Below are 25,992 nucleotides of genomic sequence, written 5' to 3' on the forward strand. Positions count from 1 at the left end.
GGAAACCGGTACCGCCGCTCCCGGCAGGTCAGCACCAGATCAGGCGGGCATCGACATCACGAGAACCACGTCGTCCGAGGGCTTTCCGGTCGGCGAGCCGCCGGCCTGCTCCACGCTGATCGCGAACTGATTCGCGCCGGCCAGCCCGTCGGCCACCACCAGCGAACCCGCGGGTCCGCCCGGCAGCAGCCCGGCCGGGCGCGGCGCGAGGTTCGGGCCCATCAGCCACGCCTGGTAGACGTGCCCCGCGGGATACGGCGGCAGGTCCGACTCCATGAACATCATGCGGTCGAGCTGCTTCGACACGACCACCGTGCCCCCGCCCCCGCCGGGCGCGGTGCCGTGGATCGCCTGCGCGTCCGGCGCGGCCAGGATGTCCGCGACGGGCTGGTAGCGCACGCGCGCCTGGTCCAGCTGCGACTGCGCCGCGTCGAGGCGCCCCTGCGTGGTCACGGCGAGCCCGCCGAACACACCGGCGAGCGCGAGGCCCACGACCGCGGCCGCCGTGGCCAGGATCAGCGGCCAGCGGCGCCGGCCGCGCGAACGCTCCCCTGGCTCCGGCCCGGACAACGGCGGCAGTTGCGGTGTCGAGCGCATCTCGCCGAGCACGCGCTGCTTCAACGACGCGGGCGGCTCCTCGGCCATCGCCGCGCCGAGCCGGGCCGCGGTGGCCCGCAGCTCGCGGACCTCCTGCGCGCAGGCCACGCACTGCTCGAGGTGCCGGCGGAACAGGGCGCGCTCGGTGTCCGACAGGGCGTTGAGCGCGTACGCACCGGTCAACGTGTGCATCTCCGGCGAGTTCACGCGGTCACCCCCAGGCAGTCGCGCAGCCGGATCAGCCCGTCGCGCACCCTCGTCTTGATCGTCCCCTGCGGAGTCGCCAGCACGTCGGCGACCTCGCGGTAGGTGTAGCCCTGGTAGTACGCCAGGAGCACCGACTCGCGCTGCAGCTCCGTGAGCGACTTGAGGCAGCGGCGCACCTGCGAGCGCTCCAGCCGGGCGGTGACCGACTCGGCCACCTCGTCGAAGGGCCGGCCGCGCGCGGCCTCGAACGTCGCCTTCTGCTCGCGTTCGGTGCCGGCCCGCGCGGACCGCACGCGGTCCACGGCGCGGCGGTGCGCCAGTGTCATCGCCCAGTTGAGCGCGCTGCCCTTCTCGGGCGAGTAGCGCGTGGCGGTCTTCCAGAGCTCGACGAGCACCTCCTGCGTCACCTCCTCCGACTGCGCCGAGTCGCGCACGATCCGCCGCACGAGGCCGTACACCGGTCCCGCGAGCTGGTCGTAGAGCAGCTCGAACGCGCGCTCGTCGCCCTTGGCGACCTGGGCCATGAGGTCTTCGGCGGTGGGCGCCGCCTGCTCGGCGCCCACCGGCACGGCCGCGACCGGGCGCGGGCGGGCGGTCTCATCCATGGAGCGCTCCTGACGAGTTCTGCGGGGTCCGGGTGGCCACCGGGGCCTTGCGCAGCCACAACGTGACGCCGTGGCGGCGGATCAGGGCCGCCACGCGCTGCGGCTGCAGGGGCCGGCCGAGCACGAGCCGCGCGAGCGAACGCGCGCCGGCCGGCCTCCGGACTCCTCGCAGCGTAGCGAGCAACGGCGCGGTGTCACTGTTTTGGGCACGGTGGTGCAAGGCGACAGTGAGGTCGAGCAGCGCGTCAGGCCGCGGCAGGCGCATGCGGTACTCCCCCGCCATCTCCTGGAACGGCGACACGTAGAACTCCTTCTCGGCGCGGGACTCGCCCGCCGCGTCGGGGCGAAGCAGGTACGCATGCCGGCCGCCGTAGGTGTTGTGGACCTCGGCGACGACGCACTCGAGCCGCCCGTCCGGTGTGTGGCACCAGTAGACGGTGATCGGGTTGAACACGTACCCCAGCACGCGCGCCGACGCGAGCATCGTCACCGGCCCGCCGCGCAGGTCCACCCCGCGGTCGGCGAGCCAGCGGTCCAGTTTGGACCGGATGCCGCCCGCGTCGCCGGGGTCGAAGTGGTCGCGGCCGTCGAAGGTCGCGAAGGGCCGCAGCCACCACGGCAATCGCGGCGGCGAGTCGAGGTCGGTCAGCCACAGGTACAGCTTGTGCACGAACGCGTGCGGCGGGTCGGCGCGGCGCACATGGCCGACCGTGGCGTCGTACAGCGCGGCGGTCACCAGCCCACCCCGAAGCTCCCGGCCGCGCGGACGCCCGACGAGCAGCCGTCCTCGTGGAACCCCCAGCCGTGGTAGGCGCCGGCGTAGGCGATCACCCCGTCGTTCAACGCGGCGAGCTTCCGTTGCGCCGCAACCGATTCCGGCGTGTACACGGGATGCTCGTACGTCATCTTCGCGACGACCGACGACGCGTCGGGCTCGGCCCGCGGGTTGAGCGTGACGACGTAGCCAGTGGGTTCGTCGAGGCGCATCAGGCGGTTCATGTCGTAGCTCACCTGCACGGCGTCGCTGCCCGCGCCGCACACGGGTGTGCGGTAGTTCCAGCCGGACCGCGCGGCGTCGGCGTGCGGCAGCACGCTCGTGTCGGTGTGCAGCCAGGCGTCGTTGCGGGAGTAGCGGAACGCGCCGAGCACCTCGCGCTCGGCGGGCGTCGGGTCGGCCAGCAGCCGCAGCGCCTGGTCGGCGTGGGTGGCGACCACGACGCGGTCGACGCGGTGGCGGGTGTCGGCGTCGTCGCGGATCTCGATGCCGCGCGCGGTCCGTCGCACTGAGCGCACGGGCGTGGACAGGTGCACGGCGGTGAGCTGCTTCGCGGCCAGCTCCACGTACTCGCGCGAGCCGCCCTCGACCGTCCGCCACGCCGGCGAGTTCTTCACCGTGAGCATCCCGTGGTTGCGCAGGAACTCGAACAGGTAGCGCGCCGGGTACTTCAGCGTGTCGGTGCGGTCGGCCGACCAAACGGTGGACACGAGCGGCAGCACGAAGTGGTCCACGAAGTACCGCGAGTACCCGCCGATCGCGAGAAAGGCGCCAAGGCCCACGTCGCCGGCGTCCTCGCGCTGCAGCAGCCGTGCCGCATGCCGGTGGAAGCGCTTGACCTCGGTGAGCATGCGCAGGTAGCGGTGGTCGGTGGCGTTGCGCCGCTGCGCGAACAAGCCGCGCACGCCCTTCGCGCCGGCGTACTCGAGGCCGCAGCCGTCGCAGCGGATGCTCATCGACATCTCGGTCTCGCGGGTGCGCACGCCGAGCTCGCCGAACAGGCGCAGCAGCGTCGGGTACGTGCGTTCGTTGTGGACGATGAAGCCGGAGTCCACGCCGATCGTGCCGCCGTGGGCGCTGGGCACGTCGTGGGTGTGGGCGTGCCCGCCGAGCCGCGGGTCGGCTTCGAACAGCAGCACCTCGTGGCGGCGCTGCAGCAGGTAGGCGGCGGTGAGGCCGGCGACCCCGCTGCCGATGACGGCGATGCGGTGTCGGTTGGGGTGGTGTCCCGTGGTCTGGTGCACGGCAGGGATTCGGGACCGGTGCCGTCGTGGATTGGTGGGCGCGGCCGGAAAATCGGGACCCATCCGCGCGGCGGAGGGCTCCGAACCCCGGGTATGCCGAACAGCACCGCGAACCGCTTGGCCACCTTCGTCGAACGCCTCCTCGGCGCGCCGCTGCCGATCGCCGTCCGCACGTGGGACGGCGAGCGCGTGGGCCCCGAGGGCCCGACCGTCGTCCTGAAGAACCGCCGCGCGCTGCGCCGGCTGCTCTACGCACCGGGCGAGCTGGGTCTGGCGCGCGCCTACGTGTCGGGCGACCTCGACGTGGAAGGAGACCTCACCGAGGGGTTCCGGCGGATCTGGGCCCTGACCCGCGCGGGCGAGCTGAGGAGGGTGCAGCTCGCCCCGCGGGACTGGGCCGGCGCGGCCGGGCTCGCCGCACGCCTCGGCGTGCTGGGCCTGCCGTCGAAACCGCCGGAGGAGGAGGCGAGGCTGACCGGCGTGCTGCACAGCCTGCGGCGCGACCGGTCGGCCATCGCCCACCACTACGACCTGTCCAACGCCTTCTACCAACTGCTGCTCGACGACTCGATGGCCTACTCGTCGGGCTACTGGACTTCGGAGGAACCCGGCTACGGCCTCGCGCAGGCGCAGCACGACAAGCTGGAGCTGATCTGCCGCAAGCTCGGCCTGCGCCCTGGCATGCGGCTGCTCGACGTCGGCTGCGGCTGGGGCTCGCTACTGGTGCACGCGGCCAAGCATCACGGCGTGCGCGCGGTCGGGGTGACGCTGTCGGCCCAGCAGGTGCAGCACGTGCGAGCGCGCCTGAAGCAGCACGACCTCGAAGACCGCGTCGAGGTGCGGCAGCAGGACTACCGGGAGCTCACCGACGCGCCGTTCGACGCCGTCGCGTCCGTCGAGATGGGCGAGCACGTCGGCGAAGAGAACTATCCGACGTACACGAATACGCTGTTCCGCATGCTCAACCCGGCCGGGCGGCTCGTGCTGCAGCAGATGTCGCGCGGGCGCGCCGGGGACACAGCGCCCGGCGGCGGCGCGTTCATCGAGCGCTACATCGCCCCGGACATGACGATGCGGCCGCTGAGCCGCACGCTCGGGCACCTCGAGACGGCCGGGTTCGAGATCCGCGACGTGCACGCGCTTCGCGAGCACTACGTGACGACCGTGCGCGAGTGGGCCGAGACCCTGGAGTTCCACTGGGCCGAGGCCGTCGCGCTGGTCGGCGAGGTGGAGGCCCGCGTGTGGCGGCTCTACCTCGTCGGCGGCGCGCTGGCGTTCGAGGAGAACCGCATGGGCGTGGACCAGATCCTGGCCGTGCGGCCGACCGAAACCGGCGGTAGCGGGCTGCCGGCCACGCGGGAGTGGGCGTGATCGGCCTCGGCCCGCTCGTCGCGATCACCGCCGGCGTGGTGCTGGTGGCGGTGACGGTGACGTTCGGGATCGCCCGCCTGCGCGGCCGCTACGACACCATCGACACGTTCTGGGGGCTCGGGTTCGCCCTGGTCGCCGTGGTCGCGTTCCCGCTGGGCAGCGGACCACTCGTGCTGCGGCTGGTCACGGCCGCGCTCACCGTCGTGTGGGGCGTGCGGCTCGCCGTCCACCTGCACGTGCGCAACCGTGGCGGCGGCGAGGACCCGCGCTACCAGCGGATGGTCGAGCGCGCCGGCGACAACCCCGGGGCGCGGATCTTCGTCCGCGTCTACCTCCTGCAGGCCGTGATCCTCTGGTTCGTCTCGCTGCCGGTGCAGTTCGCGATGTACGGCACCGGCCTCGGCGTGCTCGGCTGGATCGGCGTCGCGGTGTGGGTGCTCGGCTTCACGTTCGAGTCCGTCGGCGACGCCCAGCTGAGCCGCTTCCGCGCGGACCCGGGCAACCGCGGTGCGGTGCTCGACACCGGGCTGTGGCGCTACACGCGGCACCCGAACTACTTCGGCGACGCCTGCGTGTGGTGGGGCCTGTACCTGCTGGCGTGCTCGACGTGGCCCGGCGCGGCGACGATCCTCTCGCCCATCGCCATGACGTTCACCCTCGCCCGCGGCACCGGGAAACCGATGCTGGAGAAGAGCATGGCGCGCACGCGGCCGGGTTACGCGACGTACGTGGAGCGCACCAGCGGGTTCTTCCCGTTGCCACCGAAGAAGCTCACTCGCCGGTGAGGCCGTCGGTCAGCTCGCGCAGCAGGTCGAGGTGGCCGAGATGGCGGGAGGTCTCCTCGATCATGTGCGTCACGACCCAGCGCACGTTGAGCTGCCGGTCACCTTTGAAGAGCACGGTGTCGGTGAACTCGCGCGCCGCCACGACCTCGCGGCAGCGCGCGACCTCGGCTTCGTAGCCGGCCACGAGCTGCTCGATCGGGGTCGTCAGCGCCACGCGGAACTCGGCGTCGCGGTCGAGCTCCAGAGCCTCTTTCCACTCGTCGGGTTGACCGTCGAGCACCACGCGGAACCAGTAGTTCTCCACGAGCGTGAGGTGCCCGAGCAGGCCGGCGATGGTGGTCAGCTCGCTGGGCAGGTGGCGGCGGCGAGCCTGCTCGTCGGTGAGCCCGCCGCACTTCCACACCACGCTTGCGCGGAGGAAGTCGAGGAAACCGGTGAGCTGGGTGCGCTCGTCGGCGTCCATGGGCGGGTCGGGGCGTTCCGGTGGCGTGGTCACGAGGTGCAGCTTTCCGCACCGGGCAATCTTTTTTCGCCAGATAGGTTGCACGCAATCTGATTGCGCACTATCTTCATGGAAGACGAACCACAGCGATCCCCCACTCCGGGGGATCCAGCACCGAGGAGGCAGTTGTGCCCAGCCGCGACGCGACGACCCACTGGACCGGCGGACTTCAGAAGGGCAAGGGCGAGGTCACGCTCGACTCGTCCAACGCCGGCTCGTTCGACGTGTCGTTCCCCACCCGCTCGGGCAACCCCGACGGCCAGACCAGTCCCGAAGAGCTCATCGCCGCCGCGCACTCCTCGTGCCTCGCGATGAACCTGTCGGGCGTGCTGGAGTCGCAGAAGCTCGAGGCGGAGTCCATCGACGTCTCCGCCGAGGTCACGCTCGGCCCGGCCAAGGGCGGCGGCTTCGAGATCAGCGGCATCGCCATCACCCTGCGCGCGAAGCTCGACGGCGTGACGCCGGAGCAGTTCGCGGAGCTGGCCGAGACCGCCGAGAAGACCTGCCCGGTCACCAAGGCGCTCGCCGGCACCACGATCACGATGGACGCGGCGCTCGTCTGATTCACCAGGCGGTGAAAGCCCCTCCGGCGGAGGGGCTTTCACCGCACTTTCCGGTCCCCGAGCGGCTTACCGACCCGTTTGACGCCAGGGCAGCCGGGCTTCACGATCGGCTGCGACAGAAGGGCCCGGCGACCTCACGCGGACCGCCGGCGACTCGCTCCCCTTGCCGCCCCAAGGCCATGCCCGCGGGCGGCCGCTCCGGCCACGGCGACGAGCCCACGACTGTCCACAGTGGCCGGAGTGCGCTCCGGGTAACCCGGACACGCGGGCGGAAACCGGCGTCGCGCAAGCGGTTCCGGGTCGCGAAGATCACCCCTGGCCGCCGGTTACCGGCTGTTAGAATCGGGAACCGGTTGTTCCGGTTGTCGAGAACGAGGTGCCCGTGGCCCAGCCCGAAGCCGAGACCACGTCCCCCGCGGCGCCCCAGCAGGCGCCACCCTCGTGGCTCGTCCTGCTCCTCGCCGTCTCTTGTGGACTGACAGTCGCGAACCTCTACTACGCGCAGCCGTTGCTCAATGAGCTGCGGACCACCTTCGGCGTCGGCGAGGCCGCGGCCGGCGGTGTGGTCACCGCCACGCAGATCGGCTACGCGGCGGGCATGCTGCTCATCGTCCCGCTCGGCGACCGCGTGGAGAACCGCAGCCTGGTGTCACTGCTGCTGGCCATCGCGTGCGCCGGGCTCGTGGCCACCGGCCTCGCGCCGCAGTTCTCCGTGCTGCTGATCGCATCGCTCATCGCCGGCTCGACGTCGGTGGTGGTGCAGATCCTGATCCCGCTCACGGCCGACCTCACGCCCGACGCCGTGCGCGGGCGCATCGTCGGGCGGGTGATGAGCGGGCTGCTGTTCGGCATCCTGCTCTCCCGCGTCGCGGCGAGCCTGCTGGCCGAGGTCACGACCTGGCGGGTCGTGTTCCTGATCTCCGCCGGGCTGATGGCGATCCTCGCCGTGGCATTGCGCTTCAGCCTCCCGCGGCGCGCGCCGAAGACGTCCGTCCACTATGGAGAGCTGCTGCGCTCGACCCTGCGGCTCGCCCGCGACCACCCGGCGCTGCGCCGCCGCGCGCTGTACCAGGCCGCGCTCTACTCGGTGTTCAGCGCCTTCTGGACCACGATCGCGTTCGTGCTCACCTCCGCGCCGTTCCACTACTCGCAGCTGGGCGTCGGGCTGTTCGCGCTCGTCGGCGCGGCCGGAGCGGCGATCGCGCCGCTCGCCGGGCGCTGGGCGGACCACGGCCACGGCCGCGTGGCCACCGGCGCGTCCTTCCTGCTGTGCGCGGCGGCGTTCGCCGTCGGCGGGTTCGGCGCGCACAGCGTGATCCTGCTCGCCGTGGGCGCGATCGCCCTCGACATGGCCGTGCAGACCACGATGGTGTCGGGCCAGCACGTGATCTACCAGCTCGACCCGAACGCCCGCGCCCGCGTGAACAGCATCTACCTGGCCACGTTCTTCGTGGGCGGGGCGATCGGGTCGGAGATCGGCTCGGTCCTCTACCACCTGGGCGGCTGGACGGCCGTGTCGGTGTTCGGCGCCGTCATCCCGCTGATCGCGCTGGCCTGGTGGGCAACCGAACGGCGCTCTGCTGACAACTGAGCGCTGATAACTGAGCGCCCGCAACTGAGCGCTGACAACTGAGCCGCCCTCAGGAGAACGCGCCGGTGTGGCGCGCGGCCCACTCGGCGTAGGTCACGCCGCGGTGGCCCAGCAGGTCATCGACCACCCCGGTCGGCGCCTCCGGCCGCGCCACAACGGCGGCGAACCCGTCGAGCAGCCAGTCGGCGATCTCCCCCGGGATCCCCAGCTCGACCCACTCGGCGTGCTGCTGCTCCCGGGTCAGCTCCACGAACGGCACCTCGCGGCCCAGCGCCGCGGCGATTTTCCCGGCCATCTCCCGCAACGTGAGCGCCTCCGGTCCACTGAGGACGTACGTCCGTCCGTCGTGGCCCTCGGTGGTGAGCACGTGCGCGGCGACGGCCGCGATGTCGGCCAGGTCGATCGGCGTCTGCGTCGCTTCCGCATACGCGGTGCGGATTTCCCCGTGCGTGTGCACGGAATGCGCCCAGCCGAGCGAGTTCGCCATGAACACCCCCGGCCGCAGGAATGTCCGGGCGAACCCGGCCTTCGTCACGGCGGCCTCCACCGCCGCGAACTCCGGCCCGCTCGACCCGTCGTGCTCGTCCCCGACACTGCTCCCGGACAGCGCGACCACCCGCCGCACTCCCGCCTCGGCTGCGAGCTCGCAGAACCGCGTGACCGTGCGCGCCATCGGCGCGAGGTACACGTCCTCGACGCCTTCGAGCGCCTGCGGCAGCGTCGACGGCCGCGCGAGCGACCCCACGACCACCTCGACCCCGGCCGGCAGCGCCGCCTGCACTGGGTCCTTCGTCAGCGCGCGCACCGCCGCGCCGCGGGCCAGGAGTTCGTCGACCACGAGCCTCCCGACGTTTCCGGTCGCACCCGTCACCAGGATCGGCATGCTGCCCCGCCTCTTCTCATCTGCCACAGCCTCTCGTATGCCGTACGGAATTAAACAGCGTACAGCATACGGAGAAGATGGTGCCAGTGGGAAAGACGAGGTCAGGACGTGATGGTCGGCAGCTCGGGCGCCGAGACGTCGTAGACCTTGCCCTTCTGCGTGAGCAGGGCGGCCAGCACCTTCGCCTTGCGGTCGGTCTTGCCGGCGTCGCCCCAGCGGACGGTCTTGCCGTCGGCGAGGGTGAACTGGACGCTGGCCGGCGTCTGGGCCGTCGCGGTGGTGACCTGCTTGAGCAGGGCCTGCGGGATCACGCCGAGCACCGCGGTCACCGCACGCGTCACCGGGTCGTCGGCCGACACCTTCGGCAGCTTCAGCTCCGGCAGCCCCGCCGGGCGCGTCTTCACAGTCTTGAACACGACCCCGCCGCCGTCGACGAGGTGCACCCCGTCACCACCCGGGCCGCTGTCGAAGAACGCGATGGCCGTGCGCTCGGTCACCGTGATCTCCACGGTGTTGGGCCACGAGCGCGACACGTCCACGGTCGCGACACCCGGCATCTCCGCCACGCGGTCGCGGATCCCGTCGACGTCGACGAGCAGCATCGGTTTGTCGGCCGGCACGGCGGCGACGGCCCGGATCTGCTCCGCCGACACCGCTTTCGCGCCCTGCACCGCCACGTCCTTCACCCCGAGCATGGAGCTGAAGAACAGCAGGTATCCCAGACCCACGAGCGTGACGACCGCAAGCAGCGCGACCCAGCGGCGCCGGATCTCCTTCTTCCGCGTCGGACGCGCGCGCAGGCTCTCCGCCCGAGTCGCGCGGCCCGAGCGCGGGGCCGCCGAGCGGCTCGAACGAGTACGGCGGCGCTCCTCTTCCGAGCGCCGCCCCCTCCGAGACCTGGCCAGGGCAGCGCGATCCCGCTCGTCCTCTTCGGACGAGGGCGGGTTGCGGCGCTCCCTGGTCGACGTCATGCGCCCGCGGTCCTCCGGTCGAGCTCGGCCAGGATCTCCGGGCCCAGCTGCGTCACGTCACCCGCGCCCATGGTCACCACGAGGTCACCCGGCTTCACGAGGTCGGCCACGAGCTTTGCCGCGAGGTCGAACGCGGGCTGGTAGTGCACCGGGTTCGTCACGCGGTCGGCGATCAGCGCACCCGTCACGCCCGGCACCGGCTCTTCGCGAGCGCCGTACACGTCGAGAACCACGACCTCGTCGGCCAGCGACAGCGCCTCGGCGAACTCCGCCGCGAACGTCTGCGTGCGCGAGTACAGGTGCGGCTGGAACACCACGAGCACCCGGCCGAGCCCGGCGGCCGTACGCACGGCCTTGAGCTGCGCGGCCACCTCGGTCGGATGGTGGGCGTAGTCGTCGTACACGCGGACATCGCCGGAGCGGCCCTTGAACTCGAAGCGGCGGCGCACCCCGCCGAACGCGGCGAGCCCCTCTGCCAGGCCGGCCACGGGCGCGCCCAGCTCGAGCCCGGCCAGCAGGGCTGCGACCGCGTTGAGCGCCATGTGCTCGCCCGGCACGGCTACGCGCAGGTCGAGCTCCTCGCCGTCGAGCGAAAGCCGCACCTGCCCGCCGTCCGGGGCGGGCTTGTAGTCGAGCACGCGCGCGTCGCCCTCGCCGGTGGCGGTGCGGCCGTAGCGGCGCACGCGCACGCCCTCTGCCGCGGCCTCGTCGCCCAGCTTCGCGGCGCCCGGGTCGTCGGCGCACACCACGAGCAGCCCACCCGGCTGCAGGCGGCCGACGAACTCGGTGAACACCTTCACGTAGGCCTCGGCCGTGCCGTGGTGGTCGAGGTGGTCGGGCTCGACGTTGGTGACCACGGCGACCGACGGCGAGTACGTCAGGAACGAGCCGTCGCTCTCGTCGGCCTCCGCGATGAAGAGCCCGCCCTCGCCGTGGTGCGCGTTGGCACCCGACTCGTTGAGGTCGCCGCCGATCGCGAACGACGGGTCGAGCCGGCAGTGCTGCAGCGCCACGGTGAGCATCGACGTGGTCGACGTCTTGCCGTGCGTGCCGGCGATGCAGGCCACGCGGTGGCCCTCCATCAACCCCGCGAGCGCCTGCGCGCGGTGCAGCACGGGGATGTTGCGCGCACGGGCCGCGGCCAGCTCCGGGTTGGACTCCTTGATCGCCGTGGACACCACGACGGCCGACGGGGCTTCGGCGAGCGCGTCGAGGTTCTCCGCGCGCTGGCCCACGAACAGCTCGGCGCCCTGGGCGCGCAGCGACAGCACCGCGCGCGACTCCTTGGCGTCCGAACCGGACACGGCCGCCCCGCGGGCGAGCAGGATCCGCGCGATGCCGGACATGCCGGCCCCGCCGATGCCGATCAGATGCGCGCGGCGCAGTTCTTCGGGCAGCTCAGGCACCTGCGGCCTCCAGCACGATCTTGGCGAGCGTCTCGTCGGCCTCGCGGTGTCCCATCCCCACGGCGGCCTCGCTCATCTTCGCGACGCGCGCGGCGTCGGTGATCAGGGGCACCACCAGCTCGGCCACCTTCGCCGGGGTGAGCTCCCCGTCGGGCACCACGAAGGCGGCGCCCGCGTCGACGGCGGGACGGGCGTTCACGGCCTGCTCGCCGTTGCCGTGCGGCAGCGGCACGAACACCGCGGGCAGCCCGACGGCGGACACCTCGGCCGCGGTCATCGCGCCCGAGCGGCAAAGCACCACGTCGGCCGCGGCGTAGGCGAGGTCCATGCGTTCCAGGTAGGGCACCGGCACGTAGGCCGGCTTGCCCGGGAACTCCTGCACCACCAGGGTGTTCTTCGGGCCATGGGCGTGGAGGACGCCGACGCCGGCCTCGGCCAGCTCCTTCGCGGCGCCGGACACGGCGCTGTTGATCGACTGCGCGCCCTGCGAGCCGCCGAACACCAGCAGCGTCGGGGCCTCGGGGTCGAGGTCGAAGAACTTGCGGGCCTCGGCGCGCAGCGCGGCGCGGTCGAGCGTCGTGATCGACCGGCGCAGCGGGATCCCGACGACCTCGGCCTTCGGTAGCGGCGTGCCCGGCACGGCGACGGCGACGCGCGCGGCGAAGCGGGCGCCCACCTTGTTGGCCAGGCCCGGCGACTGGTTGGCCTCGTGGACCACGATCGGCGTACGGCCGCGCGCGGCGAGGTACGCGGGCAGCGCGACGTAGCCGCCGAAGCCCACCACGACGTCGGCGCCGACGCGCTCCAGCACGTCGCGGGTCCGGCGCACGGAGTCGCGGACCTTCAGCGGGAGCCGCAGCAGCTCCGGGGTCGGCTTGCGCGGCATCGGCACCGGCGGGATGAGCTCCAGCGGGTAACCGCGAGCCGGCACCAGCTTGTTCTCCAGGCCGCGCGCCGTGCCCAGGGCGATCACCTTCGCGTCGGGGCGCAGCCGCATGACGGCGTCGGCCAGGGCGAGGGCGGGTTCGATGTGTCCTGCGGTGCCACCTCCGGCGACGACCACCACGGGCACCTTGCCCGAGGGGGATCGCTCGGCTCCCTTGACGGGGTTACTCACCAATGACCTCTCCGGTTCGCGGTACCCCTGGCACCGCGGTTCGCTGTTGTCCGCGCCGCGTTCGTCCGTGCGGCAGTGCTGCGCCGCGTCGGCTGGCGGACCGACCTGCGGCGCTCCTGCGCCGGTGCGGGCCGGGCCGCGCGTGGCGCCGGCCGGGCCGCCTTGGCCCCCGAACCGGTCCCCCGCCCGGCCTGTCCCTTGCGGGTGGTCGTGGGCGGGCGGTACGGGTCGGGCGCGGGCAGCCTCAGCAGGCGTCCGAATTTACCCGGGCCCTGCGAACGCAGTGCGGCCACCGCCTCCGGTTCGTGCCGGGCGGCGTTGGCGAGCACGCCCATGATGAGCATCGTGATCACCAGGGAGGTGCCGCCGTAGGAGATCAACGGCAGCGTGACACCCGTGACGGGCAGCAGGCCGACGACGTAGCCGATGTTGATGGCGGCCTGCGCGACCAGGAACATCGTGAGCGTGCCCGCCACGATCCGGATCCACGGGTCGATGTTGCGCGTCGCGATGCGCAGCCCCACCACCGCCACCAGCGCGAACAGGGCGAGCACCACGGCACAGCCCACGAAGCCGAGCTCCTCGCCGACGAGGGCGAAGATGAAGTCGTTCTGCACGTTGGGCAGGTAACCCCAGTTGGACGCGCCCTGGCCGAGGCCCTTGCCGAACAGGCCGCCGTCGGCGAGCGCGAGCTTGGCCTGGTTGGCCTGGTAGCCCTCCACCGTGGTGTCGGCGTTCGGCGACAGGAACGACATCACGCGGGCGAGCCGGTACGGCGCGATGATGGCCAGCACGAGGATGCCCGCGAGACCACCGGCGAGGATCACCCCGAAGAGGCGCTTCGGCGCGCCCGCGAACCACAGCAGCGCCAGCAGCACGACGGCGAGCGTCACCGTGCCGCCGAGGTCGGGCTGAAGCATGACCAGCGCGAACATCACGAGCGCGACCGGGACGACCGGGACGAGCAGGTGCCGCCACTGGTGGATCACGTTGTATTTGATCACCAGGATGTGCGCGCCCCAGAACGCCAGCGCGACCTTGGCGGCCTCCACCGGCTGGAACGTGAACACGCCGAGCTTGAACCACCCCTGCGAGCCGTTCACGGTGGCGCCCAGCGGGGTGAGCACGAGCATCAGCATGCCGAGGCAGACGACCACCATCGTGGCCGACATCCGGCGGATGCGTTCGAGCTTGATCCGCAGGCCCGCCCAGAACACCACCGACCCGATGGCGACGAACAACAGCTGCCGGAAGAACAGCGAATACACGCCGCTGCCGGTCGTGGGGTCGTAAGAGGCGACCGACGACGCCGACAGCACCATCACGATGCCGATCACGGTGAGCACGCCGGTGAGGGCGAGCACGAGGTGGAACGACGCCAGCGGCCGCGAGAGCCACGCCGTCAGCGCGGTGCGGAACGCCACGAACGGGCTTTCCTTGCGCTCGCGCTGCCGCGGCCGCTCGGGCCGGTCCTGGGTCCGCTTGTCGTCAACTACCGTCATTCGCCGCCCCCGCCGCACCGCCCGCGAGGACACGCACCGCCGCGATGAACGCGTCGCCGCGCTCGCCGTAGTTGCGGAACATGTCCAACGAGGCAGCGGCGGGCGCGAGCAGCACCACGTCACCAGGGCGAGCCATCGCGCTGGCCGCATCCACCGCCGCAGTCATGGGTTCATGGTCACCCGGACGGAGGCGGTTCACCGGGACATCCGGCGCGTGTCGCGCGACAGCGGCTGCGATCACGGGTGAATCCACGCCGAGTAGCACAACTCCGCGCAGCCGGCCAGCGATCGAGGCCACGAGTTCGTCGACCGCGGCGCCCTTGAGCTGGCCCCCAGCGATCCACACGATGCTCTCGTGGGCCCGCAGCGAACCGCCCGCGGCATGGGGGTTGGTGGCCTTCGAGTCGTTCACGTAGCGCACGCCGCCGATCTCGCCGACCTCCTGAGCGCGGTGCGGCGCCGGCTGGTATTCGCGCAACCCCTTGAGCACGGCCTCGGGCGACACGCCGTGGGCGCGCGCGAGGGCGCCTGCGGCCAGCGCGTTGGCGACGTTGTGCGGCCCGGCCGGGCGGACGTCGGCGATGGTCGCCAGCTCTTCCGCGCTCGTGGCGGGATCGGCCACGAACGCGCGGTCCACCAGCAGGTCCTCGACCAGCCCCAGCTCGCCGGCATACGGCGTGTCCAGGCGGAACCCGACGCGGCGGGCGCTCTCGGGCGCGTGCTCCTCGGCGATGCGGGTGGACCACTCATCGTCGGCGTTGTGCACGACCACGCGCGAGCGCTCGTGGGCCCGGCCCTTCGCGGCGCCGTACTCCTCCATCGAGCCGTGCCAGTCGATGTGGTCCTCGGCGAGGTTGAGCACCACCGACGCGTCGGGCGCGAGCGTCGAGGACCAGTGCAGCTGGAAGCTGGACAGCTCCACGGCGAGCACGGCGTGGCCGGCCCGCACGGCGTCGAGCACCGCGTAGCCGACATTCCCGCAGGCCACCGCGTCGACCCCACCCGCGCGCAGCATCGATTCGAGCATGCCGACGGTGGTGGTCTTGCCGTTCGTGCCGGTGATCACCAGCCACGACGGCGGCCGCTCGCGCAGCTGCCCGACGCGCCAGGCCAGCTCGACGTCGCCGATCACCTCGACACCGGCGGCGGCCGCGGCGGCCAGCAGTGGCGACGTGGGCCGCCAGCCCGGGCTCGTCACCACGAGCACGGTGCCCGGCGGCGGAGCGCTGAGGCCCGGCACCAGCTCGGCGCCGAGGCCCGCGAGCTCTTCGAGCCGCTCGGCGTTGCCGTCGGTGACCGTTACGTGGGCGCCCAGCTCCCGCAGGACCGGCACCACCGACTTCCCGGTGACACCGGCGCCGGCCACGAGCACGTTCTTGCCTTCGAGCAGGAGTTCCCTGTCGGTCACGACCTAGCTCCCGACACCGAGCTGTTCGCTGTAGAACAGGCCCAGGCCGAACATGCAGCAGATGGCCGACAGCAGCCAGAAGCGGATGATCACCGTGGTTTCCGCCCACCCGGCGAGCTCGAAGTGGTGGTGGAAGGGCGCCATCCGGAAGAGCCTTCGCCGCGTTGTGCGGAACACCGCGATCTGGGTGACCACCGAGATCATCTCGACCATGAACAGGCCGCCGATCACGATCGCGAGCAGCTCCGTGCGGGTGGTCATCGACAGGCCGGCGACGAGACCGCCGAGCGCCAGCGAACCGGTGTCGCCCATGAAGATCTTGGCCGGCGCGGCGTTCCACCACAGAAAGCCGACGCAGGCGCCGGTCGCCGCGGCGGCGACCACCGCGAGGTCCAGCGGGTCGCGCACGTCGTAACAGGCGGTCGTGGGCCCGTCGGCGCAGGAAAGGCGCGCCTGCCAGAAGGAGATGATCACATAGGTCGCCAGCACCATCGCTGCGGCGCCGCCGGCCAGGCCGTCGAGGCCGTCGGTGAAGTTCACCGCGTTCGACCAGCCGGAGATGACCACGTAGCAGAAGATCACGAACACGATCCACGGGAACGTGATCAGCGCCAGGTCGCGCACGTAGGAGAGGCTCTGCGACGCGGGCGTCAGGCCGTGCTCGTCGGCGAACTGCAGCGACAGCACCGCGAACAGGATCGTGACCACGAGCTGGCCGACCAGCTTCGCGGTCTTGTTCAGGCCGAGGTTGCGCTGCTTGCGGATCTTGATGAAGTCGTCGAGGAACCCGACGATGCCGAGTCCCACGGCCAGCATGAGCACCAGCAGGCCGGACGCCGAGGGCGCCGAGCTGTGGGAGTTGCCGAGCCAGCTGATCAGGTGTGCGACGAAGTAGCCGACGACCATCGCGATGATGATCGCGACGCCACCCATCGTCGGGGTGCCGCGCTTCGACTTGTGGCCCTGGGGCCCTTCTTCGCGGATTTCCTGCCCGAAGCCCTGCCGGGAGAAGACCCGGATCAGGTATGGCGTGAGCAGGATGGAGACCAGCAGACCCGCCGCGGCCGCGATCAGGATGTTGATCACGCGTGACCACCGTTCGAGCGTTCAGAGGAGGGGGACGGGGAGAGGGGAAGCGAGTGCGAGCTCTGTCCGGAGGGGGCGAGCAACGCCTCGGCCACGTGCCACAGGCCGGCGGCGTTGGAGGCCTTGACCAGCACGACGTCTCCGGGACGGAGCTGATCATGCAGCAGGGCGACGGCGGCGTCGCCATCGGGTACCTGCACCGACTCCTCGTTCCAGGAGCCCTCCTGCGAAGCGCCCTGGTGCATCGGCGCGGCCTCGTCACCGACGACGACGAGCTTGTCGATGTTGAGGCGCACCACGAGGCGGCCGATGGAGTCGTGCTCGGTCACGGAGTCGGCGCCGAGCTCGCCCATGACGCCGAGCACGGCCCACGCGCGGCGGCCGGTCCGGCGCATCGACGCGAGGGCCTTCAGCGCGGCTCGCACTGATTCGGGGTTGGCGTTGTACGCGTCGTTGAGGACGGTGACGCCGTCGGCGCGCGTGGTCACGGCCATGCGGTGGGCCGAGCGGCGCTCGAGGGCGGACAGCCGCTGCGCGACCTCGGCCGGCGTCGCGCCGAGCTCCAGCGCGATGGCGGCGGCCGAGAGCGCGTTGCCGACGTGGTGCTCGCCGTGCAGCGGCAGCGTTACCGGCGCTTCGCCGTCCGGGGTGATCAGCCGGAACGACGCGCGGGCCTCGGCGTCGAGCGTGATGTCAGCGGCGCGGACCTGCGCGGACGCGGTCTCGCCGACGCCGACCACGCGGGCGCTCGTGCGGCCGGCCATGGCGGCGACCAGCGGGTCGTCGAGGTTCAGCACGGCGACACCGCCCGCGTCGGCGCTGGGGAGCGCCTCCACGAGCTCGCCCTTGGCCTTCGCGATGGCGTCGCGCGAGCCGAACTCGCCGACGTGCGCGCTGCCGACGTTGAGCACGGCCCCGATGCGCGGCGGCGTGATCGAGGCGGCCTCGGCGATGTGGCCCGGTCCGCGCGCGGACATCTCCAGCACCAGGAATTTGGTGTCGTGATCGGCGCGCAGCGCGGTCCACGGGTGGCCCAGCTCGCTGTTGAACGACCCGGGCGGCGCGACCGTGGGGCCCATCGGCTCCAGCAGCTGCGCGATCACGTCCTTGGTCGAGGTCTTGCCCGATGAGCCGGTCAGTGCCACGACCGTGAGGCCTTCGGCGGCGAGCCGGCCGACGACATGGCTGGCCAGCTTGGCAAGCGCGGCCAGCACGGCGGCGCCGGACCCGTCGGTGTCGCCGGTCAGCGCGACCGAACCCTCGTGAGCCTGCCCCTCGGGCAGCGGCGGCACCACGATCGCGGGCGCGTCGACCTCGCGACCGGCCAGCACCGCGACGGCACCGGCCGCCACGGCCTTCGCGGCGAAGTCGTGCCCGTCCACGCGCTCGCCGGGCAGGGCGACGAACAAGCCGCCGGGCCCGATCTTGCGCGTGTCGAACTCGACACTCCCTGTCACGGTCAACGAGCCGTCGGCTCCGTGCAGCCGGCCGCCGACGACGTCGGCGATCTCGGCCAGGCTGAGCTCGATCACGCACTCACCTCGAGATGCTTGCGAATGGCGGCCTCGAGTTCGTCGCGGTCGGAGAACGGGTGCACGACACCCTGGACCTCCTGGCCGGTCTCGTGGCCCTTGCCGGCGATGAAGACGATGTCGCCCGCGCGCGCGAGGGACACGGCGTGGGTGATGGCCTCGCGGCGGTCGCCGATCTCCATGACCTCACCGCCGTGGGACGGCCCGACGCCCCGCGCGCCGGCGAGCATCGCGGCGCGGATCAGGGCCGGGTCCTCGGACCGCGGGTTGTCGTCGGTCACGATCAGCACATCGCTGCGGCGCACGGCTTCCTCGCCCATCATCGGGCGCTTGGCCGTGTCGCGGTCGCCACCGCAGCCGAGCACCGTGATGATGCGGCCGTCGGTGCGGGCGCGCAGCGCGTCGAGCCCCTGCGCGACGGCCGCGGGCTTGTGCGCGTAGTCGACGACGGCGGTGAAGTCCTGACCCAGGTACACCCGCTCCATCCGGCCCGGCACCTCCACGGCGCCCAGGCCCGCGATGATGGCCGCCGGGTCCACGCCGGCGCTGCCCAGGATCGCGGCGGCGAGCACGGCGTTGGCCACGTTGAACGTGCCCGGCAGCGGGATCTTCGCGGCGAGCGTAAGCCCGTCCGGGCCGTGGAGGGTGAAGGTCTGCTCCCCCGCCGCGGTGGGCTCGATGTCGGAGGCGCGCCACGCGGCGTCGACGCCCTGCTCGATCGACACCGTCACCGTCTGCGGGGTGAGCAGCGCCCGGCCCCACGCGGTGTCCACGACCACGACCTCGGTGGTCGAGCGGCCGTCGAACAGCAGCGACTTGGCGGCGAAGTACTCCTCCATGTCGTGGTGGAAGTCGAGGTGGTCCTGCGAGAGGTTCGTGAACGCGCCGACCGCGAAGCGCGTGCCGTTGACGCGGCCCAGCGACAGCGCGTGGCTCGAGACCTCCATCGGCACGTGGGTCACGCCGCGCTCCAGCATCACCGCGAGCAGCGCCTGCAGGTCCGGCGCTTCCGGCGTGGTGAAGCCGCTGACCAGGCGCTCGCCCGCGATGCGCGTCTCGACCGTGCCGATCAGGCCCGTGGTCAGGCCCGCGGCGCGCAGCCCGGAGTCGACGAGGTAGGAGGTGGTGGTCTTGCCCGACGTGCCGGTGACCCCCAGCACCGACAGGTGCAGCGACGGCTCCCCGTAGATCCACGCGGCCATCTCACCGAGCGCGGCGCGCGGGTCCGGGTGCACGAGGACCGGGATGCCGGCGTCGCGCAACGCGGGGCGCTCGGCGCCCTCGGCGTCGGTGAGCACCGCGGCCGCGCCGGCGGCCACGGCCTGGTCGCTGAAGTCGGCGCCATGGGCGCGCGCGCCGGGCAGGCCGGCGAACAGGTCGCCCGGCAGCACGTGCTGCGCACGCAGCGTGGTCCCGGTGACGGTGAGGTCGGCGGCCTCGGGGCGCTCGGCGATCAGCCGGGCGCCCGCACGGGCGAGCAGGGTGGCCAGCGGGACCGGGTCGATCCGGGCCGGGCGGGGCGGGGCGGCAACCGCCTTCGCCGGGCTTTCCGGCAGCGACGAGGCAGCCGGCCCGCTCTGGGGCTTGGACGAGGACACGGACACGTCCGAGAGGTTACCGAGAGCGCGATCGGGTGACCCAAGGCGGTACGGCGAACGCGCCGGCGCGCGCCGCGTGTGCTATGCGGCGCGCGCAACGTCGTTGCGGGGCAAGCGTTTCCGGTGACTGCCACCAGCCGATGTGGACTATCGCAGGCGGAAACACGCGGCAAAGGCCGCCTCGCAGCGAGCTGACGTCGGGCGAGGCGGCCCTTGGCCGAGTGTCGCGAAGGCGTTCCGGTTGTGTCCCGGGAACGTCGCGGGCGCGTCACGGGATGATGAGCGGGACCTCCGGCGACGGACCGTCGGACAGCGGGATCTGGTAGCGCTGCGTCAGGTACGAGGCGATGGAGTGGAACAGCGGCCCCGCCGAGTGCCCGGCCGGCAGCGTGGTGTCGGGCGCGTCGAGGCGGATGCCGACGACGAACCTCGGGTGGTCGGCGGGCAGGATTCCGGCGAAGGTGATGTTGGCCAGGCTCTGGCTGTAGGCCTTCGTGCGCGGGTCGACCTGCTGGCCGGTGCCCGTCTTGCCCGAGATCTGGTAGCCCTCCAGCGCGGCCGACGGCGCGGTGCCCGCGTTGGGGCTCTTGGCGTTCTGCACCACGGCGCGCAGCATGTCGCGCACCGTCGTCGCGGTCTGCGGGCTGACGACCTGCACCGGCTTCGGCGCCGGCTCGGGTACGACCGTGCCGTCCGGGTTCTTCTTCGCCTTCACGATCCGCGGCGGCACGCGCAGGCCGTTGTTGGCGATCGTCTGGTACATCCCGGCCATCTGGACCACGGTCATCGACAGGCCCTGGCCGATCGGCAGGTTGCCGAACGTACTGGCCGACCACTGGCTGCGCGGCGGCACGTAACCCGGGCTCTCACCGGGCAGGCCGAGGCCGGTGCGCTGGCCGATGCCGAACTTCTTCAGCAGGTCCGAGTAGCGGTCCGGGCCGATCTTCTGCGCCAGCTCCAGCGTGCCGACGTTGGAGGACTTGGCGAAGATGCCCGTGGTGGTGAAGTTCTGCGTGCCGTGCACCCAGGCGTCGTGCACCGTGCGGTCGGCGATCTTGATCTCGCCGGGCACCGCGATCGTCGACTGCGGCGTGGCGATGCCGTCGTCGATGGCCGCGGTGGCCGTGACGATCTTGTTCACCGACCCCGGTTCGTAAGGTGTGGTCACCGCGCGGTCGTTGAGCAGTTCGTCCTGGAAGGTCGACTGGTCGTTCGGGTTGAACGTCTTGTCGTCGGCCAGCGCGTAGATCTCGCCGGTCTTCGAGTCCATGATCACGGCCTGACCGCCCTTGGCGTGCGACTGCGCGACGTAGTCGCTCAGCTGCCGCTGCAGCTCGTACTGCAGGTCCGAGTCGATGGTGAGCTCGAGGTCCGAACCGGGGATCGCGGCCTGCAGCACGTGCTCGGAGCCCGGCAGGTACAGGTTGTCGTTGCCGTTCTGGGTGTTCACGATCTCGCGGCCCGGCGTGCCCGCCAGGTCGTTGTCGCGCGACTGCTCCAGCCCGACCACGCCGTGGAGGTTGTGCTTGGACACGTCGGGGTCGTCCATGCGCCAGTTGGCGAGGCCGACGATGTTCGACGCGAGCGTGTCGCCCGGGTACTCGCGCATTGCCCGGTTCTCGACGCCGATCCACGCGAACTGCTTCACGATGTCGGTGGCCACGGACGGCTCGACGTTGTCGACGAGGTAGGTGAACGACTGGGGCTTGTGCAGCTTCGTCAGCAGTTCCTGCTCGGTGGTCAGGTTCGGCACCCTCGCCGCGATGTACTTGGCCGCGCGGGTGACCTCGGTTTCGAAGTTGACCCCCTTCGCGGGGTTCTTCTTCGCGTAGTCGTCCATCGTCTTGTGCAGCACGCGCAGGTTCACCGACAGCGTGCGGGTTTCCACGCTGAAGGCGAGCTTGTTGCCATTGCGGTCCACAATGGACCCGCGCTGCGCGGGGATGTCGATGGTGAGGCTGCGCTGCCGCTCGGCCGCGGCCGAGAGCGTCGGCGCCTCGAACCACTGCACCTGCACGAGCTTCACGCCCGCGACGACCATGAGCGCCACCAGCAGGATGCGCACCGCCGAGAAGCGGCTGCGCTGCCCGCCGTTGCCGCGCTTGGCCACCGCGCGGCGCGTGCCCGCGGCGTAGGTGCGCCGGGCGCTGCCCGCGGCACGCGCCCGGCTCGCCCCCGAAGCCACCATCACTGCCCCGCCGACGGCAGGTCGCCCTCGATACCGCCCTCTTGCTGACCCGAGGCGGGCTGCCCGGAGGTGCCCTGCTGCGGCGGTGTCTCGTCCGTCGAGCCGGCGGCGGGCTGGGCCTTCGTCGGCTCGCCGACGACGGTGGTCTTGCCGTCCGGCCCCACGACGATGCGGGCCGGGTCGCCGCCGGGCACCATGCCCAGCTGCTTCGCGGCCGGCGCCAGCGACGCGGGCGACTGCGCCTTCGCGACGTCGCGCTCGAGCCGGTCCTTGGCCTCGGCCAGGCCGGCGTTGGTCGTGCGCAGCTGTTCGAGGCGGTACGAGTCGGCGATGGCCTGCGTGGTCAGCCACAACGTCGAGGCGACGCCGACGGCCAGCAGCCCCATCATGACCAGCACGAACGAGGCGCGCGAACGCGGCCAGCGCAGCAGCAGCCGCTTCGGCTTGACCTCGACCTCGGTGCGTTGGGCCTGGGGCTGGGCCTTCTTCGGCTCCCGCTGCTGCAGCAGGTCGGCCCGCTGCGCGCGGCGCGCGTAGGCCCGCTCCGCGGCCGTGGTGCGGCCGCGCGAGGACCGGCGCGGAGTGGTTTCCGGCTTCGCGGTGGTGGTGCGGCCGGTGGTGGTCTGCGGTTCCTGCTCGACCGTGGTCCCCGCTTGCGCGCTCCGGCGCGTCGCCGGCGCGCCGGAGCGGCGACGGGACTTCGTGGGTGCGGTCATCGCGGCTCTCCGATCCTCTGTGCTGCCCGCAGCCGCACGGAGGCGGCCCTCGGGTTGTGCTCGATCTCGCCTTCGCCTGCCTTCTCGGCTCCTCGGGTCAGGAGTTTCAGCTCGGGGCCGTGCCCGGGCAGTTCGACCGGGAGCCCCTCCGGGGTCCGCGACTTCGCGAGCTCCGCGAACGCCTGCTTCACCAGGCGGTCTTCGAGCGACTGGTAGGACTCCACGACGATGCGGCCGTCCATCGCGAGCACCGAGAGCGCGGCCGGCATCGCCCGCCGCAGCACTTCCAGCTCGCCGTTGACTTCGATCCGCAACGCCTGGAACGTGCGCTTGGCCGGGTGCCCGCCGGTGCGGCGGCTCGCGGCCGGCACGGCGTCGTAAAGCAGCTCGACGAGCCGCGCGCTGCGCGTGAACGGCTCCTTCTCCCGCTCGGCGACGACCGCCCGCACGATCCGTTGTGCGAAGCGCTCTTCGCCGTAGTCGCGCAGGATCCGGATCAGCTCGCCGGGCGCGTAGGTGTTGAGCACGTCGGCGGCGGTGAACCCGGTGGTCGGGTCCATCCGCATGTCCAACGGGGAGTCCTTCGAGTACGCGAAGCCGCGCTCTGCACGGTCCAGCTGCATCGAGGACACCCCGAGGTCGAAGAGGATGCCGTCCACACGGGACAGTCCCAGACCCTCGACGGCTTCGGGTAGCCCGTCGTAGACGGTGTGGACGAGGTCGACGCGGTCACCGTGCCGCGCGAGCCGCTCGGCCGAGCGCTCGAGCGCGGCGGGGTCGCGGTCCAGCGCGACGAGCCTCAGGCGGGGGAAAGCCGTCAGGAGCGCGTCGGAGTGGCCGCCGAGGCCGACGGTCGCGTCGACCAGCACCGCGTCGCGGTCGGCGAAGGCAGGGGTGAACAGTTCGACGATGCGGTCCAGCAACACCGGAACGTGCTCGTGCTCGTTCGCCATGCCCCTCCCCCTTTCGCGCTCCGTACTCCCGGGGAAGATGCGGCGGATGCCGTCAGGTCCCTGCCCGCCCGCGGTCCGACCTGGCACCGGGGAAGGTGCGCCAGGGCCAAAGAGCGGACAGAGGCCTCACGGCATCCGCGGGGACGTTTCCGGTTCCACGGCCTCGGCGGACCCGCGTCCCCCGACGACGCAGGTGCTCCGGTGTCCGTGTCCCCTAGAAGACGCCCGGTAGAACTTCCTCTCGAGCCTTCGCGTAGCTGTCCTCGTGTTCGTCCAGGTAGCCCTGCCACGCCTGGGCGTCCCAGATCTCCAGCCTGGTGATCGCACCGATCACCACGCACTCCTTGTTCAGCCCGGCGTAGCGCCGGAGCTCGGACGCGATGGTGATGCGCCCCTGCCCGTCCGGGCGTTGTTCGTCCGTTCCGGCGAACAGGTAGCGCTGGTAGGCCCGGACCGCCTCGTTCGTGAACGGGGCGTCGGCGACCTTCCGTGCCATCTGCTCGAACTCGGCGCGGGGGAAGATGAAGAGGCAGTGGTCCTGCCCCTTGGTGACCATCAGCCCGCCGGCCAACTCGTCGCGGAACTTCGCGGGCAGCGCGAGCCGCCCTTTGTCGTCCAGCTTCGGGGTGTGGGTGCCGAGGAACACCGGCCTCCACCTCCCTACCGGCTCCGGCTGGCGAACCACCCGACTCCGGCCCCGGGGCTCCCTTCTGCCCCACTGGTCACCACCGTACCCCACTTTTCACCACAGTCAACGCGACCTGCCTCGCGTTAACTCCGTCGTGTCACGCGTTTACGCAGGTCAGCGCCGTGGGGCCTGGTGGGGGGTGGGTGGGGGGCCGTGGTCAAGATCCCCCGCGCCGGGGTCTCGGAGCAACCCGGACCGGGTGCCGAACGTCCGCAGAACGGCAGCGTGAAGACCAGGGATCCCCTGGGTGGGGCCCGGTGGGGAGCCCAGGTGGGGCCCCGTGGGGATCGCGGTGGGGCGCAGTGGGGGCCGCGGGTGGGGAACGGTGGCGACGCGTGTGGGGTGTGGTGGGGAGACCGGTGGGACCGCCGGTGGAGCGGCGTGGCGAATCCGAGACCCCTGGTCACCGAGCACTCCCGGGTCACCACGCACTCCGAGTCGCCGAGTACTTCAGGCCACCAGGCACTGGTCGTCGCCAAGCGCTCGTGGTCACCGACACTCCGGGCGGCCACCGGGCTCGAACGTGCGGGCGGATCAGGCCTGGGGCAGGGCGGCGGCGGCGATCGGCTCGTGGCCGTGGGCCGGCGTCGCGTGCGGTTGCAGGGCGTAGACCACCCAGCCGACGAGCGACAGGCCCGCCCAGCTGATCGCGCGGTAGATGAGCACCGTCGCGGCGGCCGGTGCGGCGGGGACGCCAGCGGCCACCAGCACGCCGAGCAGACCGGCTTCGGCGAGGCCGGCGCCGCCGGGCAGGATCTGAAGGGCGATGCTGGCCTGGACGACCAGGAAGCCCACGGCGAGAACGTCCCAGCGGATGTGCGTGCCCGTGCCCTCGGCGCTGGCGATGAGGGCGAAGAAGTCGAATCCCCAGCTGGCGAGCGCGAGGACCAGCAGGATGCTCCAGCGGGCCCCGCCCGGGCGCAGGCGCGCGACGCGTTCCGACAGCTGGAGCGCGGCGGCGTCGGCCTTCTCGAGCCAGGTCTTGCGGCAGGTGGCGCACGTGCCCGGGGTGCGGCCGAAGACCCGCAGCAGTGAGGTGAGCCCGCGGCGCAGGACCGTCGGGTGCGTCAGCAGCGCCCACACCCCCGCGGAACCCGCCGCGACCACGATGGCCGCGGGCACGGCCAGGCGCAACGGCACCCGGCCGGCCCAAGCGAGACCGAGCCAGCCGAGGACGATGAGCAGCACGGTGGTGATCACGCCGGCGAGCAGGACCGCCCAGGCCGACAGCGCGCTGTCGACGCCGCGGCGGCGCAGCTGGTTGATCGCGTAGGCGAGCGAGCCGGCTCCGCCGACCACGGGGACCGTGGTAGAGACGGCGTTCTGCGCGAAGGTGATGCCCTGCACGGCCGAGGCCGGCACATGCGCTCCCCCGACGAGCAGCAGCTGGCGGTGCAGTTCGCCGTACACGGCCAGCGCCGTGAGCCCGGCGAGCCCGGCGGCCGCGACCCAGCCCCACTGCACGTGGTCGAGCTGCGAGAACTCCGTGGCCAGCTCCGGCACGCGCCACACGAGGTACCCGAGCGCGGCGGCCACGACAGCCCAGTGGAGCACGGGCCGCCAGGGCAGGCGGCGCCGCGCCCGGGTGCGGTGCTCGACCGCTCCGGACTCCGTGTCCGCCATCTCGAGGCTCGTCACGCCGGCCTCCTCCCACGCTGGTCTCACTGGCGACAACCCCAGTGTGCGGCCGAGCATTCCGCCCAC

The 25,992-nt window shown here is 72.1% G+C and carries 23 protein-coding genes; 4 read left to right on the forward strand and 19 right to left on the reverse strand.

All coding sequences use genetic code 11. The features are described 5' to 3' along the window. Positions 1-39: 39 nt before the first annotated feature. From ABZU76_RS16315 to ABZU76_RS16330, 4 genes are read right to left on the reverse strand one after another with little or no spacing between them, the layout of a single operon-like run. On the reverse strand, positions 40-804 hold the full coding sequence (locus ABZU76_RS16315) for an anti-sigma factor (RefSeq protein WP_354869820.1): 765 nt from the start codon (positions 802-804) through the stop codon (positions 40-42). Continuing rightward, entirely contained in the window at positions 801-1,409 is a 609-nt protein-coding gene (sigK, locus tag ABZU76_RS16320; RefSeq protein ID WP_220242223.1) for an ECF RNA polymerase sigma factor SigK, read from the reverse strand. Before sigK ends, ABZU76_RS16315 begins: the two co-directional genes overlap by 4 nt. Then, entirely contained in the window at positions 1,402-2,148 is a 747-nt protein-coding gene (locus tag ABZU76_RS16325; protein ID WP_354870064.1) for a DUF1365 domain-containing protein, read from the reverse strand. The genes sigK and ABZU76_RS16325 overlap by 8 nt, the downstream gene beginning before the upstream one ends. Next, the gene (locus tag ABZU76_RS16330) at positions 2,142-3,491 is read right to left on the reverse strand and encodes an FAD-dependent oxidoreductase (protein ID WP_354869823.1); all 1,350 of its coding nucleotides are present in this window, start codon (positions 3,489-3,491) and stop codon (positions 2,142-2,144) included. Before ABZU76_RS16330 ends, ABZU76_RS16325 begins: the two co-directional genes overlap by 7 nt. Positions 3,492-3,521: 30 nt before the next feature. Here ABZU76_RS16330 and ABZU76_RS16335 point away from each other — a divergent pair, with 30 nt between their 5' ends. Together ABZU76_RS16335 and ABZU76_RS16340 are read left to right on the forward strand one after the other, a co-directional pair. After that, positions 3,522-4,799 (forward strand): cyclopropane-fatty-acyl-phospholipid synthase family protein, encoded by a 1,278-nt coding sequence (locus tag ABZU76_RS16335; protein ID WP_354869825.1) that lies wholly within the window; start codon positions 3,522-3,524, stop codon positions 4,797-4,799. Then, positions 4,799-5,584, forward strand: a complete 786-nt coding sequence (locus tag ABZU76_RS16340; RefSeq protein WP_354870066.1) for a DUF1295 domain-containing protein — start codon at positions 4,799-4,801, stop codon at positions 5,582-5,584. The genes ABZU76_RS16335 and ABZU76_RS16340 overlap by 1 nt, the downstream gene beginning before the upstream one ends. Here the strand turns inward: ABZU76_RS16340 and ABZU76_RS16345 are convergent. Then, positions 5,571-6,080 carry a DinB family protein gene (locus ABZU76_RS16345; protein ID WP_354869826.1) on the reverse strand — a complete coding sequence of 170 codons (510 nt, stop codon included), beginning with the start codon at positions 6,078-6,080 and terminating at the stop codon, positions 5,571-5,573. The two genes, ABZU76_RS16340 and ABZU76_RS16345, sit on opposite strands and share 14 nt — an antisense overlap. 134 nt (positions 6,081-6,214) lie before the next feature. On the opposite strand from ABZU76_RS16345, the gene ABZU76_RS16350 reads away from it, so the two are divergent. Both ABZU76_RS16350 and ABZU76_RS16355 read left to right on the forward strand, forming a co-directional pair. After that, a complete protein-coding gene (locus ABZU76_RS16350) occupies positions 6,215-6,649 on the forward strand; it encodes an OsmC family peroxiredoxin (RefSeq protein WP_354869828.1) in 435 nt (144 codons plus the stop codon). Positions 6,650-7,031: 382 nt separating this feature from the next. Further along, positions 7,032-8,240 carry an MFS transporter gene (locus tag ABZU76_RS16355; RefSeq protein ID WP_354869831.1) on the forward strand — a complete coding sequence of 403 codons (1,209 nt, stop codon included), beginning with the start codon at positions 7,032-7,034 and terminating at the stop codon, positions 8,238-8,240. Between the two features lie 49 nt (positions 8,241-8,289). Here the strand turns inward: ABZU76_RS16355 and ABZU76_RS16360 are convergent, their stop codons facing one another. The 14 genes from ABZU76_RS16360 to ABZU76_RS16425 form a co-directional block, all read right to left on the reverse strand. Continuing rightward, entirely contained in the window at positions 8,290-9,123 is an 834-nt protein-coding gene (locus tag ABZU76_RS16360; protein ID WP_354869833.1) for an NAD(P)H-binding protein, read from the reverse strand. Positions 9,124-9,224: 101 nt separating this feature from the next. Next, positions 9,225-10,094: an FtsQ-type POTRA domain-containing protein gene (locus ABZU76_RS16365; protein ID WP_354869835.1), complete on the reverse strand. Its 870-nt coding sequence runs from the start codon at positions 10,092-10,094 to the stop codon at positions 9,225-9,227. Next, a complete protein-coding gene (gene murC / locus ABZU76_RS16370; protein ID WP_354869837.1) occupies positions 10,091-11,500 on the reverse strand; it encodes a UDP-N-acetylmuramate--L-alanine ligase in 1,410 nt (469 codons plus the stop codon). The genes ABZU76_RS16365 and murC overlap by 4 nt, the downstream gene beginning before the upstream one ends. Continuing rightward, positions 11,493-12,617 (reverse strand): undecaprenyldiphospho-muramoylpentapeptide beta-N-acetylglucosaminyltransferase, encoded by a 1,125-nt coding sequence (murG, locus tag ABZU76_RS16375; RefSeq protein WP_354869840.1) that lies wholly within the window; start codon positions 12,615-12,617, stop codon positions 11,493-11,495. The genes murC and murG overlap by 8 nt, the downstream gene beginning before the upstream one ends. Beyond that, a complete protein-coding gene (gene ftsW / locus ABZU76_RS16380; protein WP_354869842.1) occupies positions 12,614-14,119 on the reverse strand; it encodes a putative lipid II flippase FtsW in 1,506 nt (501 codons plus the stop codon). Before ftsW ends, murG begins: the two co-directional genes overlap by 4 nt. Continuing rightward, positions 14,106-15,527: a UDP-N-acetylmuramoyl-L-alanine--D-glutamate ligase gene (gene murD, locus ABZU76_RS16385; RefSeq protein ID WP_354869845.1), complete on the reverse strand. Its 1,422-nt coding sequence runs from the start codon at positions 15,525-15,527 to the stop codon at positions 14,106-14,108. The genes ftsW and murD overlap by 14 nt, the downstream gene beginning before the upstream one ends. Before the next feature lie 3 nt (positions 15,528-15,530). After that, positions 15,531-16,613 (reverse strand): phospho-N-acetylmuramoyl-pentapeptide-transferase, encoded by a 1,083-nt coding sequence (gene mraY / locus ABZU76_RS16390; RefSeq protein WP_220242233.1) that lies wholly within the window; start codon positions 16,611-16,613, stop codon positions 15,531-15,533. Beyond that, positions 16,610-18,145 (reverse strand): UDP-N-acetylmuramoyl-tripeptide--D-alanyl-D-alanine ligase, encoded by a 1,536-nt coding sequence (gene murF / locus ABZU76_RS16395; RefSeq protein WP_354869848.1) that lies wholly within the window; start codon positions 18,143-18,145, stop codon positions 16,610-16,612. The genes mraY and murF overlap by 4 nt, the downstream gene beginning before the upstream one ends. Continuing rightward, on the reverse strand, positions 18,142-19,701 hold the full coding sequence (locus tag ABZU76_RS16400) for a UDP-N-acetylmuramoyl-L-alanyl-D-glutamate--2,6-diaminopimelate ligase (RefSeq protein ID WP_354870068.1): 1,560 nt from the start codon (positions 19,699-19,701) through the stop codon (positions 18,142-18,144). Before ABZU76_RS16400 ends, murF begins: the two co-directional genes overlap by 4 nt. Before the next feature lie 310 nt (positions 19,702-20,011). Further along, complete coding sequence (locus tag ABZU76_RS16405; protein ID WP_354869850.1) at positions 20,012-21,931, reverse strand: penicillin-binding protein 2; 1,920 nt, start codon at positions 21,929-21,931, stop codon at positions 20,012-20,014. Continuing rightward, complete coding sequence (locus tag ABZU76_RS16410; RefSeq protein ID WP_354869853.1) at positions 21,931-22,647, reverse strand: hypothetical protein; 717 nt, start codon at positions 22,645-22,647, stop codon at positions 21,931-21,933. The genes ABZU76_RS16405 and ABZU76_RS16410 overlap by 1 nt, the downstream gene beginning before the upstream one ends. Beyond that, positions 22,644-23,600, reverse strand: coding sequence for a 16S rRNA (cytosine(1402)-N(4))-methyltransferase RsmH (gene rsmH, locus ABZU76_RS16415; RefSeq protein ID WP_354869856.1), 957 nt, complete (start codon positions 23,598-23,600; stop codon positions 22,644-22,646). The genes ABZU76_RS16410 and rsmH overlap by 4 nt, the downstream gene beginning before the upstream one ends. A gap of 214 nt (positions 23,601-23,814) precedes the next feature. After that, entirely contained in the window at positions 23,815-24,246 is a 432-nt protein-coding gene (mraZ, locus tag ABZU76_RS16420) for a division/cell wall cluster transcriptional repressor MraZ (RefSeq protein ID WP_354869858.1), read from the reverse strand. Between the two features lie 576 nt (positions 24,247-24,822). Then, entirely contained in the window at positions 24,823-25,926 is a 1,104-nt protein-coding gene (locus ABZU76_RS16425) for a lysylphosphatidylglycerol synthase transmembrane domain-containing protein (RefSeq protein WP_354869861.1), read from the reverse strand. Positions 25,927-25,992: the final 66 nt, after the last annotated feature.

The sequence above is a fragment of the Amycolatopsis sp. NPDC005232 genome (genome assembly GCF_040607795.1).
In the GTDB taxonomy this organism is placed as follows: domain Bacteria; phylum Actinomycetota; class Actinomycetes; order Mycobacteriales; family Pseudonocardiaceae; genus Amycolatopsis.